Source organism: Streptomyces sp. NPDC088124 (assembly GCF_040685895.1).
Lineage (GTDB): Bacteria > Actinomycetota > Actinomycetes > Streptomycetales > Streptomycetaceae > Streptomyces.
The window spans coordinates 1-15307 of record NZ_JBFBJB010000084.1; the positions used below are offsets into that span (position 1 = coordinate 1).

Sequence of the window (15307 nt, forward strand, 5' to 3'; positions counted from 1 at the left end):
TCCCGGCCCTCGTCCTCGAACTGGAGGCGGACGCGGTCGCCCTGGTCCGGATCGTCCTCGATCCGCCAGGTGCCCTGGCCGTCGAAGGCCGGGGCATTCTTGCCCAGGATCTCCGGGTCGCTGCTCTCGGGCCAGCCGGTCACCGTGAAGCCCAGGGTGTTGTCACCGTTGTCGCGCAGCGTGAGGCGGGCCTCGTGGGGGCCCGCGTAGGTCCCGTACAGGTCCTTCCCGAAGACATCCTCGACCGGGGCGGGCCCGCACCGGCCCTGGTCCTGCGAGCACCCTGCGGTCAGTGACATCAGCGCGATCGCGCTCAGTGCGAGGGCGGCGGTCGCCGGCCGCTTCAGGTGTGCCGGTCGCCTCCGGCCCGCCGGTCGTGTGGTGCTCACTGGCTCTTCCCGGGGATGCGTTCGGTCCAGGTGACGGTCTGGCTCACGGCACTCGTGATCGGGCCGTCGGCGATCTCCGCGTACTTCAGCCAGTCGTAGTAGCCGATGAAGTGCAGTGCCGACTCGGTGCTGGTGGTGTTGTCCAAGGTGTACTGCACCACCAGCGAGCCGTCCGGGTCGGTGCCTCTGATGTCGTACTTGACGTTGTACGAACCCATGAACGCCTCGCCGAGATGGTCGGGGTCATTGGTCACGATGGCGGGCAGGTCCTCGCCGATCAGCTTCTTCGCCGCACCGATCTTGCCCGACTCGGAGATGGAGAAGGCCGCGCTGCCCTCCGTCTCTCCTGTCGACTCCCACTGCTCGACCGTCTGCCGGCGAATGTCCTTCATGCTCTCCATGGACTGCACCCGGTCGGCCATCGTGTCGCCGTTGGTGAAGTCCTTGTGGCGGGGGCTGAGGCCGGTCACATAGTCCAGGCCGAGCCCGTACGGGGTGTCGTCCTTGTGCTCCGGGTAGGGGTCCTTGCCCTCCAGCGCACGCCCGTACGCGTTGTACTCGTCGGCGCTGATCCTGTCGGTGGAGTCGATCGAGTTGTGCTGCGGCTTGGTGTTGAACCAGGAGCCGATGCCGACGTCGGACATCAGGGTTATCGAAAGGTTCTGGTCCGCGACGATGCCCCGGCGGCAGATCTCGATGATCTCCCCCTGCGCGGTGTGGACCGCGAGGACGGAGTTCTGCCGCTGGTCGGCGGCGACGAAGAGGTCCGCCGTGAGAAAGCCCGAAACCGTCCCCGAGTCGTTGACGGAGAGCCCCTTGTCCTCCGCGCGCCGGACCGCTTCCTTCAGGTCACGGCGGATGATCTTGAGATCGCTCACCGCGTCGTCGAGGACTCCGGACAGCGCCTTGGCGACCTTGTTCGCGGCCGTGAGCTGGCGTGCTATGTCGTCGATCAGCGTCCAGGCGAAAGGAGCCGCGGCTCCTTCCCAATACCCCTTGTCGCGCAGGGGCTTGAGCACCTCGTCCATCATCCGCTTGGGCAGTTCGTCCGTCGCCGTGTGCGCCTCGCGCCACTTGTCGGCGAGATCGTCCAGTACGGAGAAGTCGGTGTCGAGCAGCTCACGGTAGAAGGCGGGCATCAGCTCAGTCCTCGCAACGCGCTGAACCCCTGCTCGATCCCCTGGTCCGTACCCGTGTAGTCGTGGGACGAGGCGCGCAGACTCTCGGAGATCTTGGCGAGCCAGCCCTCGGCGGCCTTGGTCTGGTTCTCCCAGTTCTTCAGGGAGGTCCGCAGGGCGGCGGCGCTCTCCCACCCGGCAAGCTCACGGGCTGCTTTGGCGGCCGGTTCGCGCACCGAGCCGGCCGGTCCGTGGAACGCGTCGAACACCTCGTCGGCAACCCCCGCCGCCTTGGTCAGCACGCCCTCCGCGATGACCAGCGGAGGGCCGAATCCCGGCGGGGCGACGCCCAGCGGCAGTGGCTCCAGTGGTCCGCGCGCGCCCGGCGGCAGCGGCAGGAAGGGCAGTTCTTCGCCGCTGTCCCCGGCGCTCTCTTCCTTACTCACGGGTGTGGACGCGGTCGCCGGCGAGGGTGCGCAGGGCGCCGCCGTCGAAGACGAGCTCGTCGATGTAGCGGCCGGTCAGGTCGAGCGGCTGGTCAGGGCCAGCCGCTGCTCGGTGTCCCACAGTTGGACGGTGTTGTCGCCCACGACGGTCGCGAGCAGATTGCCGTCCCGGCAGAAGGCCAGCTGCCGTACCGTGTCGCCGAAGCGAGGGCTGCCCTGCACCGTGCTGCTCGGCATCCGGGCCGAGCGCGCGTGGGCCTGACCGTCCCACAGCTCCACCCAGCCGGACGCCTTGAGTACGAGGAGCGGCGTACCCAACGTCGACTACTCCTGGGAATGAACGGTTGGCCCCAGTCCCCGCGGGCACCTTCCGCGGGGGCGTCTCAGGCGCCGGGCTCCATCACGGTAGCGCCCTCCGCCGGAGAGGCCGCCACCCGGGCGGTGCGGCAGGTTCCCGAGGACAGCAGCGCGTCGGCCAACTCGGCGGCCGACTCGGGCGACTTGGCGAGGAAGGCCGTCGTCGGGCCCGAGCCGGAGACGAGGGCCGCCAGCGCGCCGGCCGCCGTGCCCGCCGCCAGGGTGTCCGCCAGGGAGGGGCGCAGGGCGAGGGCGGCGGGCTGGAGGTCATTGGCCAGGGTGCCCGCCAGTGCGGCGGCGTCGCCGGTGCGGAGGGCGTCGAGCAGCGCCGGGTCCGCGGCCGGAGGCGGTACGGGGGTGCCGGCGGTGAGGCGGTCGAACTCCCGGAAGACGGTGGGCGTGGACAGCCCGCCGTCCGCGACCGCGAACACCCAGTGGAACGTGCCACCGACGTCGAGGGGCGTGAGCTGTTCCCCGCGCCCGGTGCCGAGCGCCGCGCCGCCGATCAGGCTGAACGGTACGTCGCTGCCCAGCTCGGCGCAGATCGAGAGGAGTTCGTCCCGCGAGGAGTTCAGCGACCAGAGCGCGTCGCAGGCCAGCAGGGCGCCCGCGCCGTCCGCGCTGCCGCCCGCCATGCCGCCCGCGACGGGGATGTCCTTGGCGATGTGGATGTGGACCGCCGGGTCGATGCCATGGCGCCGCGCCAGCGCGAGTGCGGCGCGCGCGGCGAGGTTCGTGGCGTCCAGGGGGACCTGGCCGGCGTCCGGGCCCTCACAGGTGATCCGCAGCGCCTCGGCAGGCGTCACCGTGATCTCGTCGTACAGGCCGACGGCGAGGAAGACGTTCGCCAGGTCGTGGAAGCCGTCGGGGCGCGCGGCACCCACGGCGAGCTGGACGTTGACCTTGGCCGGGACCCGTACCCGTATGCGATCGGGGAGTGTCACGCGCCCGCCCCCTTCGACTCCGCGATCCGCGCGAACTCCTCCACCGTCAGCGACTCGCCGCGCGCCTGCGGCGAGACGCCCGCCGCGACCAGCGCCGCCTCCGCCGCCGGGGCCGAGCCCGCCCAGCCCGCGAGCGCCGCCCGCAGGGTCTTGCGGCGCTGCGCGAAGGCCGCGTCGACGACCGCGAAGACCTCGGCCCTGGAGGCCGTCGTCTTCACCGGTTCCGTCCGGCGTACCAGCGAGACCAGCCCGGAGTCGACGTTGGGCGCGGGCCAGAAGACGTTGCGGCCGATGGCGCCCGCCCGCTTCACGTCCGCGTACCAGTTGGCCTTGACCGACGGCACCCCGTACACCTTGTTGCCGGGCGCCGCGGCCAGTCGGTCTGCGACCTCGGACTGGACCATGATCAGGGTGCGCTCGATGGTCGGGAAGTGCTCCAGCATGTGGAGCAGCACGGGGACGGCGACGTTGTACGGCAGGTTCGCGACCAGCGCGGTCGGCGCCGGGCCCGGCAGCTCCCGTACCAGCATCGCGTCCGAGTGGACCAGCGCGAACCGCTCGGCGCGGGCCGGCATCCGGGCGGCGATCGTCGCGGGCAGGGCGGCGGCCAGGATGTCGTCGATCTCCACCGCCGTCACCCGGTCCGCCGCCTCCAGCAGCGCCAGCGTCAGCGAGCCGAGCCCGGGGCCGATCTCCACGACGACGTCGTCCGGGCGCACCTCGGCGGTGCGGACGATCCGGCGGACGGTGTTGGCGTCGATGACGAAGTTCTGCCCGCGCTGCTTGGTCGGGCGTACGCCGAGCGCCGCCGCCAGTTCGCGGATGTCCGCGGGCCCCAGCAGGGCGTCCGGCGCGGTGGCCGCCGGGGCGGAGGAGGACGGAACGGAGGCGTCGGGGACGCCGGAGGAGGCGTCGGGGACGCCGGAGGAGGCGTCGGGGACGCCGGAGGAGGCGTCGGGGACGCCGGGCTCAGTGGTGCTCACCCGGTCAGCCTACGGCCGCAGTGCGGCCACGGGCTCGCCCCCCGCTGTACGTACAGCTTCTTCGCGCGGTACGTCTGCTCGGCGGCCGGGGCGTCCTGGGGCCGTCCGCTGCCGCCGAGGGCCTGCCACGTCCCGGTGTCGAACTGGTAGAGCCCCCCGTAGTTCCCCGACGGGTCGACGGCGTCCGGCCGGCCGCCCGACTCGCAGGCGGCGAGCCCGGACCAGTTCAGCCCGTCCGCGCCCGCCACGGAGTCCGGCAGCGCCTTCGTCCCGACCCTGACCCGCTGGGTGACCGGCGCGCGCACCGTCTCCACGCGGATCCGGCGCGGCTTCTCCCGTACGCCGTTGACGGTGCGCAGGGCGTACGTGATCCGGCGGGCGCCCTGGTGCCCGAGCTGGTCGACGACCTCCGTGCCGCGCGGCAGTGCGGAATCGGCCGTTCGTACGGTGTCGTACGGGACGGGCTCCTCGCGCGTCTCCTCGCCCGCCGTGACGCGCAGGACCGTGACCGTCTGGCCGTCGCGCGGGAAGCTGTCGCCCGGTACGGAGGTGGTGTCCTGGCCGCGCAGCGCGATCCCGGCCTCGGCGAGCGCCTCGGCCACGGTCGCCGCGTTCGTACGGACCGGGTGCTCGCGGCCGTCGGCGAGGAAGGTCAGGGCGCGCTCGGTCCGTACGTCCAGCGCCAGACCGTGCCGGGCGATGGCGGCGGAACGGGACACGGAGAGGTACGCGCCCTCCGCCCGCACCCCGAGCTGGCGCAGCGCGCCGTCGACCGTGCGCGCCGTGGTCCAGACGCGGTGGCGCCGCCCGTCGAGGGTGAGCAGGAGGGGGCGGCCGTGACGGACGACGACCTCGTCGCCGTTGGCGAGCGGGGCGCCGGGCGCGGGGGCGACGACGTCGTGCGTGCCGATGTCGACGCCCTCGTGCGCGAGCAGTTCCCCGACATCGCCGGCGAAGGTGTGCATGGTGCGCGGTACGCCGTCGACGCTGAGCCGTACGCCCTTGTCGTGGACGAGGAAGGCGGAGGTGCCGCCCGCCAGGAAGGCGACGACGAGGGCCTGCGGGACGAGCCGGCGCAGATTCTCCGGGGCGGCGGGAGCGGCCGGGGGCTTACGGCGCCGGGACTGACCGCGCCGGGCGGGCGCCGGCGCGCGGCCGGGCGCGGGCACGCGACCAGGCGCGGGCACGGGCGTGGGCACGGGACCGGACGGCGGCGCGGCCCCCGGCGCGGACTGCTGGCGGGGAACGGTCGGCTCCGCCGCCTCCGCGCGCCCGGCGGACGGCGGCGCGCCCTCCAGCGTCACGGTGCCGGAAGCCGTGCCGGAGGCGGCTGCGGAACCGGTGCCGGAACCGCGGCGCCCGCCGCGTGTCGCACGGTGACTGCCCTGTGCACTGCTCACGACGCTCCACGGGGATCCGGTGCGGGATGCCCCCGGACACTAGCGGAGCTTCGGTCACTCTCCAAAGCGGCTCGGCTACGCATCGTACGCACCCACACAGAGGTGCGGTTCAGCAGGATCAGCGGGGTCAGCGGGGTCAGCGGGGATCAGCGGGTTCAATAATCGAACGCCCGGGCCGTGTTCCGCGCGATCGCCTGCGCCATCGCGTCCTCGCCGATCCCCCGCGCCTCGGCCATGGCCCGCAGGGTGACGGGAATGAGATACGGCGCATTCGGCCGCCCGCGAAAGGGCGCGGGAGTGAGGAATGGGGCATCGGTCTCGACCAGCACCAGGTCGAGCGGCGCTACGGTGAGCGCGTCACGCAACGATTGAGCGTTTTTGAAGGTGACATTTCCAGCGAAAGACAGGTAATAACCGGCAGCGGCACAGATCTCCGCCATTTCCGCGTCACCGGAATAGCAATGGAAAATCGTACGCTCCGGAGCGCCTTCCTCGGCCAGGATTCGGAGCACATCGGCGTGCGCCTCGCGGTCGTGGATCACGAGCGCCTTTCCGTGGCGCTTGGCGATCTCGATGTGGGCGCGGAACGAGCGTTCCTGCGCCGCCCGGCCCTCGGGGCCCGTACGGAAGTGGTCGAGCCCGGTCTCGCCGACGGCCCGTACCCGCTCCAGCGCGGCGAGCGCGTCGATCTCGGCCAGCGCCTCGTCCAGCGCCGCGTCGCCGCCGCCGGCCCGGGCGCCCTGGCGTGACCAGCCGTCGGGGTCGCCGTGCACGATGCGCGGCGCCTCGTTGGGGTGGAGCGCGACCGCCGCGTGGACGTTGTCGTACGCGGCGGCCGTCTCGGCGGCCCAGCGCGATCCCTTGACGTCGCACCCCACCTGGACGACCGTCGTCACCCCGACCGAGGCGGCCTTCTCCAGGGCCTCCGCGACGGTGCCTTCCTGCATGTCCAGGTGGGTGTGCGCGTCCGCGACCGCCACCGCGAGGGGCTCGGGCAGCGGCGGCGGAGCTTGCTTCGAACTCATGGGCGCGATCCTACGGGGAGCCCTCGGGAAGCGGATCCGCCGCGGACCGGACCCGCGCGATCACGTGCGGTGATGGTGCTGGAACGGGTGCAGGAGGTCGGCGAGGTGCCAGTGGTGGTGGCTCCCGGCGGGCTCTTCGACGGGCTCTTCGGCAGGCTTTTCCGTGGACCGCTCGGACGTCTCCCGGGGCTGTCCGGCGGATATCTCCTCCGGCGGCTGCGCTTGCGCGCCCCCGCCCCCCGCGCCCTCGGCCGCCTTGTCCGTCCCGGCCGCCTTGTCGGCCTTCTGGGCCTTCGCCGCCTTCGGCGTCTTCGCCGTCTTCGCCGTCTTCGCCGGGTGGTGCTGCTCGGTCATCAGCGCCCGGACCGACGAGACCTGCCCGGACCTCATGATGCGGACGACATGGCCGCCGCAGTTCTGACAGGTCGGGCTGGAGAGCGGGGAGGGAACCCGCACCCCCTCCGTCTTGTACACGACGACATTCCGGCCCGAGCCGTCGACATGATGCTCTATGTCATAAGCCTGCTCCCAGCCGTGCCCACAGCGCATGCAACAAAAGGCATATGCCTCGTGGGCTACGGCCGTGCCCGTGATCTCACTCATGCCAGCTCCTCTCCACTGACCCAGTGGACGCCTTCGAAGGCGGGAGCGCATCAGCGCCTGTCGATTATTGGATGGGTCTTGGCCTTCTCATGTCCCAATGACCCGGCACGCGGTCTGCGCTTTACATTTCACGATAGTCCTTTACCTTCCGCGGGGGCCGTGCGCGCCGCGTTTTTTGACGCGACGACAGCATCGAACACCTCTCTCTTGGGAAGGCCCGCCTCGACGGCGACCGCGGCGATCGCCTCCTTGCGCCGCTCCCCCGCCTCCTCCCTCACCCGTACCCGCCGCACCAGCTCGGCCGGGTCGAGATCGCCGGGCACCGGCTCCGGGGCGCCCGCCACGACGACGGTGATCTCGCCCCGTACGCCCTCGGCCGCCCACGCCGCCAGCTCCCCCAGCGGGCCGCGCCTGACCTCCTCGTACGTCTTGGTCAGCTCGCGGCAGACGGCGGCCGCGCGGTCGGCGCCGAAGACCTCGGCCATCGCGGCGAGCGTGTCGTCCAGCCGGTGCGGGGCCTCGAAGTAGACGAGCGTGCGCCGCTCGCCGGCGACCTCGCGCAGCCTGCTCAGCCGCTCGCCGGCCTTGCGCGGCAGGAAGCCCTCGAAGCAGAAGCGGTCCACGGGCAGCCCGGAGAGCGCCAGCGCGGTCAGCACCGCGGAGGGCCCCGGCACCGCCGTGACCCGGATGCCGCGCTCCACCGCCGCCGCCACCAGCCGGTAACCGGGGTCGGAGACCGACGGCATGCCCGCGTCCGTGACCAGCAGCACCCGCGCCCCGCCCGCCAGCGCCTCGACCAGCTCGGGCGTCCGCGCGGACTCGTTGCCCTCGAAATACGACACGACCCGCCCCCGGGTGTGCACCCCCAGCGCCTGGGTGAGCCGGCGCAGCCGCCGGGTGTCCTCCGCGGCGATCACATCGACGGTCTCCAGCTCGGCGGCGAGCCGGGGCGGCGCGTCCGTGACATCGCCGATGGGCGTGCCCGCGAGGACCAGCGTCCCGGCGCCGTCCGGGGAGGCCCCGGAGGACGACCCCGACGGAGTCACCGAGGGTGCGGGCGCGGATGCCGACGGGGTGGTCGAGGAGTGTGCCGACGAGGTGGTCGAGGAGTGTGCCGACGGGGTTGTTCCAGGCGTTGCAGTCACATCCGCCATCCTCGCAGGGCGGGCGGCACCCCTCGCACAGCGGCGTTCCCTACGATGGCGCGGTGACCAGTACTGCGCCAGAAGCCCTCCAGGGGCCCGACGCCGACGAGAAGCAGCCCTCATGGCCTCAGCGGCTGCGCCGATTCGGCCATGCCCCGCGCCCGGTGACGGGCCTGCGCGAGCGCCTGGTGCCGCCGTACACCCGGCCCTCGGACCGGCTGTGGGCCGTGCTCGGGGTCCCGGCCCCGCTGGCCGAGCGGCTGGTCCGCTGGTCCGGGTGGGGCGGCCCGGCCCTGGTGGCGCTGGTCGCCGGTGTGCTGCGGTTCTGGAACCTGGGCCGGCCCAAGGCGGTGATATTCGACGAGACGTACTACGCCAAGGACGCCTGGGCCCTGATCAACCAGGGGTACGAGGGGAGCTGGCCCAAGGACGTCGACGCGTCGATCCTCAAGGACCCGTCCTCCGTCCCGGTGCCCGCCGACCCCGGCTATGTGGTGCATCCACCGGTCGGCAAGTGGGTCATCGGGCTCGGTGAGCACTTCTTCGGCTTCACCCCTTTCGGCTGGCGCTTCATGGTGGCGGTGCTCGGCACGCTCTCCGTGCTGATGCTCTGCCGGATCGGCCGCCGGCTCTTCCGCTCCACTTTCCTCGGGTGCCTGGCGGGCGCGCTGCTCGCGGTGGACGGTCTGCACTTCGTGATGAGCCGCACGGCGCTCCTCGACCTCGTGCTGATGTTCTTCGTGCTGGCCGCGTTCGGCTGTCTGCTGATCGACCGCGACCGGGCCAGAAGCAGGCTGGCGGCGGCGCTCCCGGTGGACGAGGAGGAGGGCGTGCTGCGCCCGGACGCCTCGGTCGCGGAGGGGCTGCGGCTGGGGTGGCGGCCGTGGCGGCTGGCGGCCGGACTGATGCTGGGCCTGGCCTTCGCGACGAAGTGGAACGCGCTCTACATCCTGACCGCGTTCGGGCTCATGACCGTCCTGTGGGACGTGGGCGCGCGGCGCACGGCGGGCGCGGTACGGCCGTACCTGGCGGTGCTGAAGCGGGACATCGTCCCCGCGTTCTTCTCGACGGTGCCGGTCGCGCTCGTCACGTACGTCGCCTCGTGGACGGGCTGGATCGTCACCGACAAGGGGTACTTCCGTAACTGGGCCGCGACGGCGGGCAAGGGCGGCAACTGGACGTGGCTGCCCGACTGGGTGCGCAGCCTGTGGCACTACGAGTACGAGGTGTACCAGTTCCACATCAACCTGACGTCCGGCCACACCTACCAGTCGAACCCCTGGAGCTGGATCGTCCTGGGCCGCCCGGTCTCGTACTTCTACGAGGACCCGGCCCCCGGGCAGGACGGCTGCCCCGCGTCGACGGCCGGGAAGTGCGCCCGCGAGGTCCTGGCGATCGGCACACCGCTGTTGTGGTGGGCGGGCGCCTTCGCGCTCTGCTACGTCCTGTGGCGCTGGTTCTTCCGCCGCGACTGGCGCGCGGGCGCGATCGCCTGCGCGGTGGCGGCGGGATGGGTCCCCTGGTTCCTCTACCAGGAGCGGACGATCTTCCTCTTCTACGCGGTGGTCTTCGTCCCGTACCTCTGCCTGGCGGTGGCGATGATGATCGGCGCGATCCTGGGCCCGCGGGGCTCGGACGAACGGCGCAGGACGATCGGGGCGGACGAACGGCGCAGGACGATCGGGGCGGTCGGCGCGGGGGTGCTGGTCCTGCTGATCGTCTGGAACTTCATCTACTTCTGGCCGCTGTACACGGGCGAGCCGATCCCGCTGGAGTCGTGGCGCAACCGGATGTGGCTGGACACCTGGGTGTAGCGGCGGGAGGCACCGAAAGAGCGGATGGCTGAACTCCGTTGTCGGCCCGCGACGCACCGGATGTGGCCGGACAGCTGAGTGCGGAGCCCGTCCACAGGGCGGGCGGACAGCACTCGCCACCCGCCGGAGTTGGTGCAATTCTGTCGGTATGGCCCGACGTCCAGGGGAGCCCCGGCCCTCAACCGGCCCCCGGTCCTGGTGGCGGGCCGGGCCCCGGGCGCGGGCGAAGTCCGGGGCGGGCACGGGGTCCCGGGGGCGGGCCCGCCACCGGCCGCGCACCCCCTTCTGGCGGCGGATCACCTGGCCGCGGGTCGGCGACAGCAGCGTCGCGGGGCAGGTCTTCGTCTTCCAGGCCGTGATCGTGCTGCTGCTGGTGGCCGCCGCCGCGACCGCCGTCGTCCTCCAGGCCCACCGGGACAGCGAGAAGGAGGCGACGAATCGTTCCCTCGCCGTCGCCCAGACCTTCGCGAACTCCCCCGGGATCGTGGCGGCGCTGCGCTCCCCCGACCCGACCGCGATCCTCCAGCCGCGCGCGGAGGCCGCGCGGAAGCTGTCCGGCGTCGACTTCGTCGTGGTCCTGAACACGCGGGGCATCCGCTACACCCACCCCAACCCGGCCCGGATCGGCCAGCACTTCATCGGCACCTACCGACCCGCGGTGGAGGGCCACACCGTCACCGGGAAGAGCCCGGGCACGCTGGGCCCCGCCGTGTACGCGGTGGTGCCGGTCTTCGCCCCCAGCGGGAAGGTCGTCGGCCTGGTCTCCGCCGGGATCACCGTCGCCAAGGTCAGCACCGCGGTGGAGGAACAGCTTCCGGTGCTCCTCGGCGCGGCCGCCGGCGGCCTGCTGCTGACCACCGCGGGGACGGTGTTCATGAACCGCCGGCTGCGGCGGCAGACCCACGGGCTCGGACCGGCCGAGATGACCCGGATGTACGAGCACCACGACGCGGTGCTGCACGCCGTGCGGGAGGGGGTGCTGATCGTCGGCGGCGACGGCCGGCTGCTGCTCGCCAACGACGAGGCGGCCCTCCTGCTGGACCTGCCTCGGTTCCCCGAGGGCCGGCGCGTCACGGAGCTCGGGCTCGACCCGGAGACGACGCGGCTGCTCACCTCCGAGCAGGGCGCCGACGACGACGTCGTGACCGCCGGGGACCGGCAGCTCGTGGTCAACCGCCGCCCCACCGACCGGGCCGGCGGCCCAGCGGGCTGGGTGACCACGCTGCGCGACTCGACCGAACTGCGCGCGCTCTCCGGGCGCGCGGAGACGGCCCGCGGCCGGCTCGCCCTGCTCTACGAGGCGAGCACGCAGATCGGCACCACCCTGGACGTCACACGGACGGCCGAGGAGCTGGCCCGGGTGGCCGTCCCCCGCTTCGCCGACTTCGTCACCGTCGATCTCGCCGAACCCGTCCTGCGCGGCAAGGAGCCGGGCCCTCCGACCGCCGACGGGGACGGGCTGCGCCGGATCGCCCTGCACGGCGTCGCGGACGACTCGCCGCTCTATCGGGTCGGCATGGAGTTCAGCCTGATGGAGTACACCCCGCAGAGCCGGAGCCTGGCCAGCGGGGAGCCGGTGCTCACCACCGACCTGCACTCCTCGGACACCTGGAGCCTGCACGACCCGGAGCGCGCCGAGCAACTGCGGGCGTACGGATTCCACTCCTTCGTCACCGTTCCGCTGCTGGCCAGGGGCGTGCTCATGGGGATGGTGAACTTCTGGCGCGGGCAGCGCCCCGAGCCCTTCGAGCCGGACGACCTCTCCCTGGCCGGCGAGCTGGCCGCCCGCGCGGCCGTGTGCATCGACAACGCGCGCCGCTACACGCACGAGCACACGATGGCGGTGGTGCTCCAGCACAGCCTGCTGCCCAACCGCCTCCCGGACCAGTCCGCCCTCGACCTCGCCTACCGCTATCTGCCGGCCGAGTCCGGGGTGGGCGGCGACTGGTTCGACGTCCTCACCCTGCCGGGCGCGCGGGTGGCGCTGGTGGTGGGCGACGTGGTCGGGCACGGGCTGCACGCCGCCGCGACGATGGGGCGGCTGCGCACCGCGGTCGCCAACTTCTCGGCGCTCGACCTGCCGCCCGAGGAACTGCTCGGGCATCTGGACGAGCTGGTCAGCCGGATCGACGAGGAGGAGGGCGGATACGACCCCGAGGCCGCCGAGGCCAACGGGGCCGCCGAGGCCGCCGGGATCAGACCCGTCGACTCCTCCCGGACATCCGGCGCCGCCCGCGCCCCTGACGCCGCCCGGGCCCCCGGCTCCCCCGACTCCTCCCGGAGCACCGAGGACACCGCTCAGCTCTCCGGAGGCAGAACCCCGGTCACTGGGGCCACCTGCGTGTACGCGGTCTACGACCCGGCCTCGGGGCGCTGCACGGTGGCCCGAGCCGGGCACCCGCCGCCCGCCCTCGTCCACCCGGACGGCACCGCCGAGTTCCTGGACCTGCCGGCCGGGCTGCCGCTCGGGCTCGGCGGGCTGCCGTACGAGACGACGGAGTTCACGCTGCCGGAGGGCAGCCGGCTGGTGCTGTACACGGACGGCCTGGTCGAGGACCGCAGGTGGGACATCGACGTGGGTCTGGAGCGGCTGCGCACGACGCTCGCCGGGGCGACCGGACCGGACCCGGAGGAGACCTGCGAGTCGGTGCTCACCGCGCTGGTCCCCGACCGGCCGGGGGACGACATCGCCGTACTCGTCGCCCGCGTCCGCCGGATCGAGGCGGACCGGATCGCCGAGTGGAGCGTGCCGCCCGACCCGGCCGCGGTGGCCGGCGTACGCGCCGAGGTCAGCGACAGGCTCACCGCATGGGGGCTGGAGGAGGCGGCGTTCACCACCGAGCTGGTGCTGAGCGAGCTGATCACCAACGCGATCCGGTACGCCACGGGGCCCATCGGGGTCCGGCTGCTGCGGGACCGTACGCTGATCTGCGAGGTCTCCGACACCAGCTCCACCTCCCCGCATCTGCGCACCGCCGCGGCCACCGACGAGGGCGGGCGGGGGCTCTTCCTGGTCGCCCAGTTCGCCGACCGCTGGGGGACCCGGTACACGGCGGACGGCAAGGTCATCTGGACGGAGACGGCGCTGCCCCGCGGCGGCGGCTGAACACGGTCGCGAAGAGTGACGGCGGCCCTCTGTCGCAGTCGTGTAACGCCCGCCCCGTGTGACTCAACCCTCCCGTAGAGTTCCCAGTCGATGACTTCCTTGAACACGCTCACACGCGAGTTGAACATGTTCAGATGTTCAAGGGGGCACCTGGGGAGGGGTGACCACCACTCATGCGCAGTGGAGCGAAGACCGCCGTCATAGGCGGAGTGTTTCTCGTGTTCGCCGGTGGAGTGGGTTACGGCGCGTACAACGTCTACAACGGGATGACCGGCGGGAGCACGGACGCGGCGACCAAGTCGGCGTCCGCGACGGTGAAGACCGGCCCGCTGAGCGCCGCCGAGATCGACCAGGCGTCCAAGGACTTCCTGGCCAAGTGGGCGGAGGGCGGCGACGCGGCGGCCATCGCGCAGCTCACCAACGACCCGACCGCCGCGACGCCCGTCATCGGCGCGTACCGCACCGAGGCCCGGGTCACCGACACGGTGATCACTCCGGGCCCGGCGGTCGGCGCGAAGGTGCCGTTCACCGTCAAGGCGACGGTCGAGCTGGACGGCGCGAGCAAGCCGTGGTCGTACGAGTCCGAACTGACGGTGGTACGCGGGAAGTCGACCGGCCGGCCGCTGGTCGCCTGGGCGCCGACGGTGATCCACCCCAAGCTGACCGGGGACAACCGCCTCGAAACGGCGAAGGCGTCCGTACCGCCGATCAAGGCGGTCGACCGCAACGGCGTCGAGCTGACGAAGGAGAAGTACCCGTCGCTCGGGTCCGTCCTCGACCAGCTCCGCGAGCGGTACGGCAAGGAGGCGGGCGGCTCGGCCGGCGTCGAGCTGATCCTGAAGAGCGACACCGGGGCGGACGGCACCACCGGCCCCGGGGCCACCGCCGACGAGACGCTCCTGACCCTCGCCGAGGGCAAGGAGGGCACGCTGAGGACGACGCTGGACGCGAAGGTCCAGGAGGCGGCCGAGCGTTCGGTGAAGAAGTACAGCGAGGCGTCGGTCGCGGCGGTCAAGCCGAGCACGGGCGAGATCCTGGCCGTGGCCAACAACCGCAAGGACGGCTTCAACGCGGCGATGCTCGGCAAGCAGGCCCCCGGCTCCACGATGAAGATCGTGACGGCGGCGATGCTGCTGGAGAAGGACCTGATCGGCGCGGACCGTGTCGCCGAGTGCCCGAAGAACGCGACGTACATGGGCCGTGTCTTCAAGAACCTGGACGACTTCTCCATCGACGGCGCGCCGTTCTCGCAGAGCTTCGCCCGCTCCTGCAACACCGCCTTCATCAAGCTGATCGACGACACGAAGGACGACGGCGCGCTGCCCAAGGAGGCGGCGGAGGTCTTCGGCATCGGCCTCGACAACTGGAAGACCGGCATCGCGTCCTTCGACGGCTCCATCCCGACATCGACGGGCGCCGAGGCGGCGGCGCAGTACATCGGGCAGGGCACGGTCCAGATGAACGTCCTCAACATGGCGTCCATCACCGCGACCGCCAAGAACGGCACGTTCAAGCAGCCGGTCATCGTCTCCCCCTCGCTGGACGACCGGGAGATCGCGACGGCGGCACGCTCGCTGCCGTCCGGCGTGGCCGAGCAGCTGCGCTCCATGATGCGGCTGACGGCGACGAGCGGTACGGGCGCGAGGGCGATGTCCGGACTCGGCGGGGACAAGGGCGCGAAGACCGGCTCCGCGGAGGTCGACGGCCAGGAAACGTCGAACAGCTGGTTCACCGGGTACCACAACGACCTCGCCGCGGCGGCGGTCGTGGAGGCCGGCGGCCACGGCGGCGACGCGGCGGGCCCGGTGGTGGCGGCGGTGCTGTCGGCGGGGTGAACGGGAGCCCCGGGGGGGGCGGCGCTCCCTCGGGGCGTAACTCCGCGCGTAACTCCGCTCGGCGCTCCTCTGCCCCTTTGCCTCTTTTCCCCTCTGTCGCCACGACCCCTCTCTCCCTCCTCTCCCCTCCTCTCTCCCTCGC

13 protein-coding genes are annotated in these 15307 nt (G+C 72.4%); 3 read left to right on the top strand and 10 right to left on the bottom strand.

The window, feature by feature from the left end; genetic code table 11:
• The 10 genes from AB0P17_RS39905 to rsmI all read right to left on the bottom strand — a co-directional run.
• Positions 1 to 389 (bottom strand): hypothetical protein (locus tag AB0P17_RS39905; protein ID WP_365819403.1); only part of this gene is annotated, 389 nt, incomplete at its 3' end.
• Positions 386 to 1528 carry a hypothetical protein gene (locus AB0P17_RS39910; RefSeq protein WP_365819405.1) on the bottom strand — a complete coding sequence of 381 codons (1143 nt, stop codon included), beginning with the start codon at positions 1526 to 1528 and terminating at the stop codon, positions 386 to 388. The genes AB0P17_RS39910 and AB0P17_RS39905, both read right to left, overlap by 4 nt.
• A complete protein-coding gene (locus AB0P17_RS39915; RefSeq protein ID WP_365819407.1) occupies positions 1528 to 1953 on the bottom strand; it encodes a hypothetical protein in 426 nt (141 codons plus the stop codon). Before AB0P17_RS39915 ends, AB0P17_RS39910 begins: the two co-directional genes overlap by 1 nt.
• 75 nt (positions 1954 to 2028) lie before the next feature.
• On the bottom strand, positions 2029 to 2271 hold the full coding sequence (locus AB0P17_RS39920; RefSeq protein ID WP_365819409.1) for a hypothetical protein: 243 nt from the start codon (positions 2269 to 2271) through the stop codon (positions 2029 to 2031).
• A gap of 65 nt (positions 2272 to 2336) precedes the next feature.
• The gene (locus AB0P17_RS39925; protein ID WP_365819411.1) at positions 2337 to 3254 is read right to left on the bottom strand and encodes a 4-(cytidine 5'-diphospho)-2-C-methyl-D-erythritol kinase; all 918 of its coding nucleotides are present in this window, start codon (positions 3252 to 3254) and stop codon (positions 2337 to 2339) included.
• Complete coding sequence (gene rsmA, locus AB0P17_RS39930; protein WP_365819451.1) at positions 3251 to 4096, bottom strand: 16S rRNA (adenine(1518)-N(6)/adenine(1519)-N(6))-dimethyltransferase RsmA; 846 nt, start codon at positions 4094 to 4096, stop codon at positions 3251 to 3253. The genes AB0P17_RS39925 and rsmA overlap by 4 nt, the downstream gene beginning before the upstream one ends.
• A gap of 137 nt (positions 4097 to 4233) precedes the next feature.
• Positions 4234 to 5637, bottom strand: a complete 1404-nt coding sequence (locus tag AB0P17_RS39935; protein ID WP_365819413.1) for a ubiquitin-like domain-containing protein — start codon at positions 5635 to 5637, stop codon at positions 4234 to 4236.
• 155 nt (positions 5638 to 5792) lie between these two features.
• Positions 5793 to 6662, bottom strand: coding sequence for a TatD family hydrolase (locus AB0P17_RS39940; RefSeq protein ID WP_365819415.1), 870 nt, complete (start codon positions 6660 to 6662; stop codon positions 5793 to 5795).
• Positions 6663 to 6722: 60 nt separating this feature from the next.
• Positions 6723 to 7265, bottom strand: a complete 543-nt coding sequence (locus AB0P17_RS39945) for a hypothetical protein (protein ID WP_365819417.1) — start codon at positions 7263 to 7265, stop codon at positions 6723 to 6725.
• 128 nt (positions 7266 to 7393) lie between these two features.
• Positions 7394 to 8311 carry a 16S rRNA (cytidine(1402)-2'-O)-methyltransferase gene (gene rsmI / locus AB0P17_RS39950; RefSeq protein WP_365819453.1) on the bottom strand — a complete coding sequence of 306 codons (918 nt, stop codon included), beginning with the start codon at positions 8309 to 8311 and terminating at the stop codon, positions 7394 to 7396.
• Between the two features lie 161 nt (positions 8312 to 8472).
• On the opposite strand from rsmI, the gene AB0P17_RS39955 reads away from it, so the two are divergent.
• The 3 genes from AB0P17_RS39955 to AB0P17_RS39965 all read left to right on the top strand — a co-directional run bounded on the left by AB0P17_RS39955 (position 8473) and on the right by AB0P17_RS39965 (position 15165).
• Positions 8473 to 10224, top strand: coding sequence for a phospholipid carrier-dependent glycosyltransferase (locus tag AB0P17_RS39955; RefSeq protein WP_365819419.1), 1752 nt, complete (start codon positions 8473 to 8475; stop codon positions 10222 to 10224).
• Positions 10225 to 10372: 148 nt separating this feature from the next.
• Complete coding sequence (locus AB0P17_RS39960) at positions 10373 to 13330, top strand: SpoIIE family protein phosphatase (protein WP_365819421.1); 2958 nt, start codon at positions 10373 to 10375, stop codon at positions 13328 to 13330.
• 173 nt (positions 13331 to 13503) lie between these two features.
• Positions 13504 to 15165, top strand: a complete 1662-nt coding sequence (locus AB0P17_RS39965) for a penicillin-binding transpeptidase domain-containing protein (RefSeq protein ID WP_365819423.1) — start codon at positions 13504 to 13506, stop codon at positions 15163 to 15165.
• Positions 15166 to 15307 lie beyond the last annotated feature (142 nt).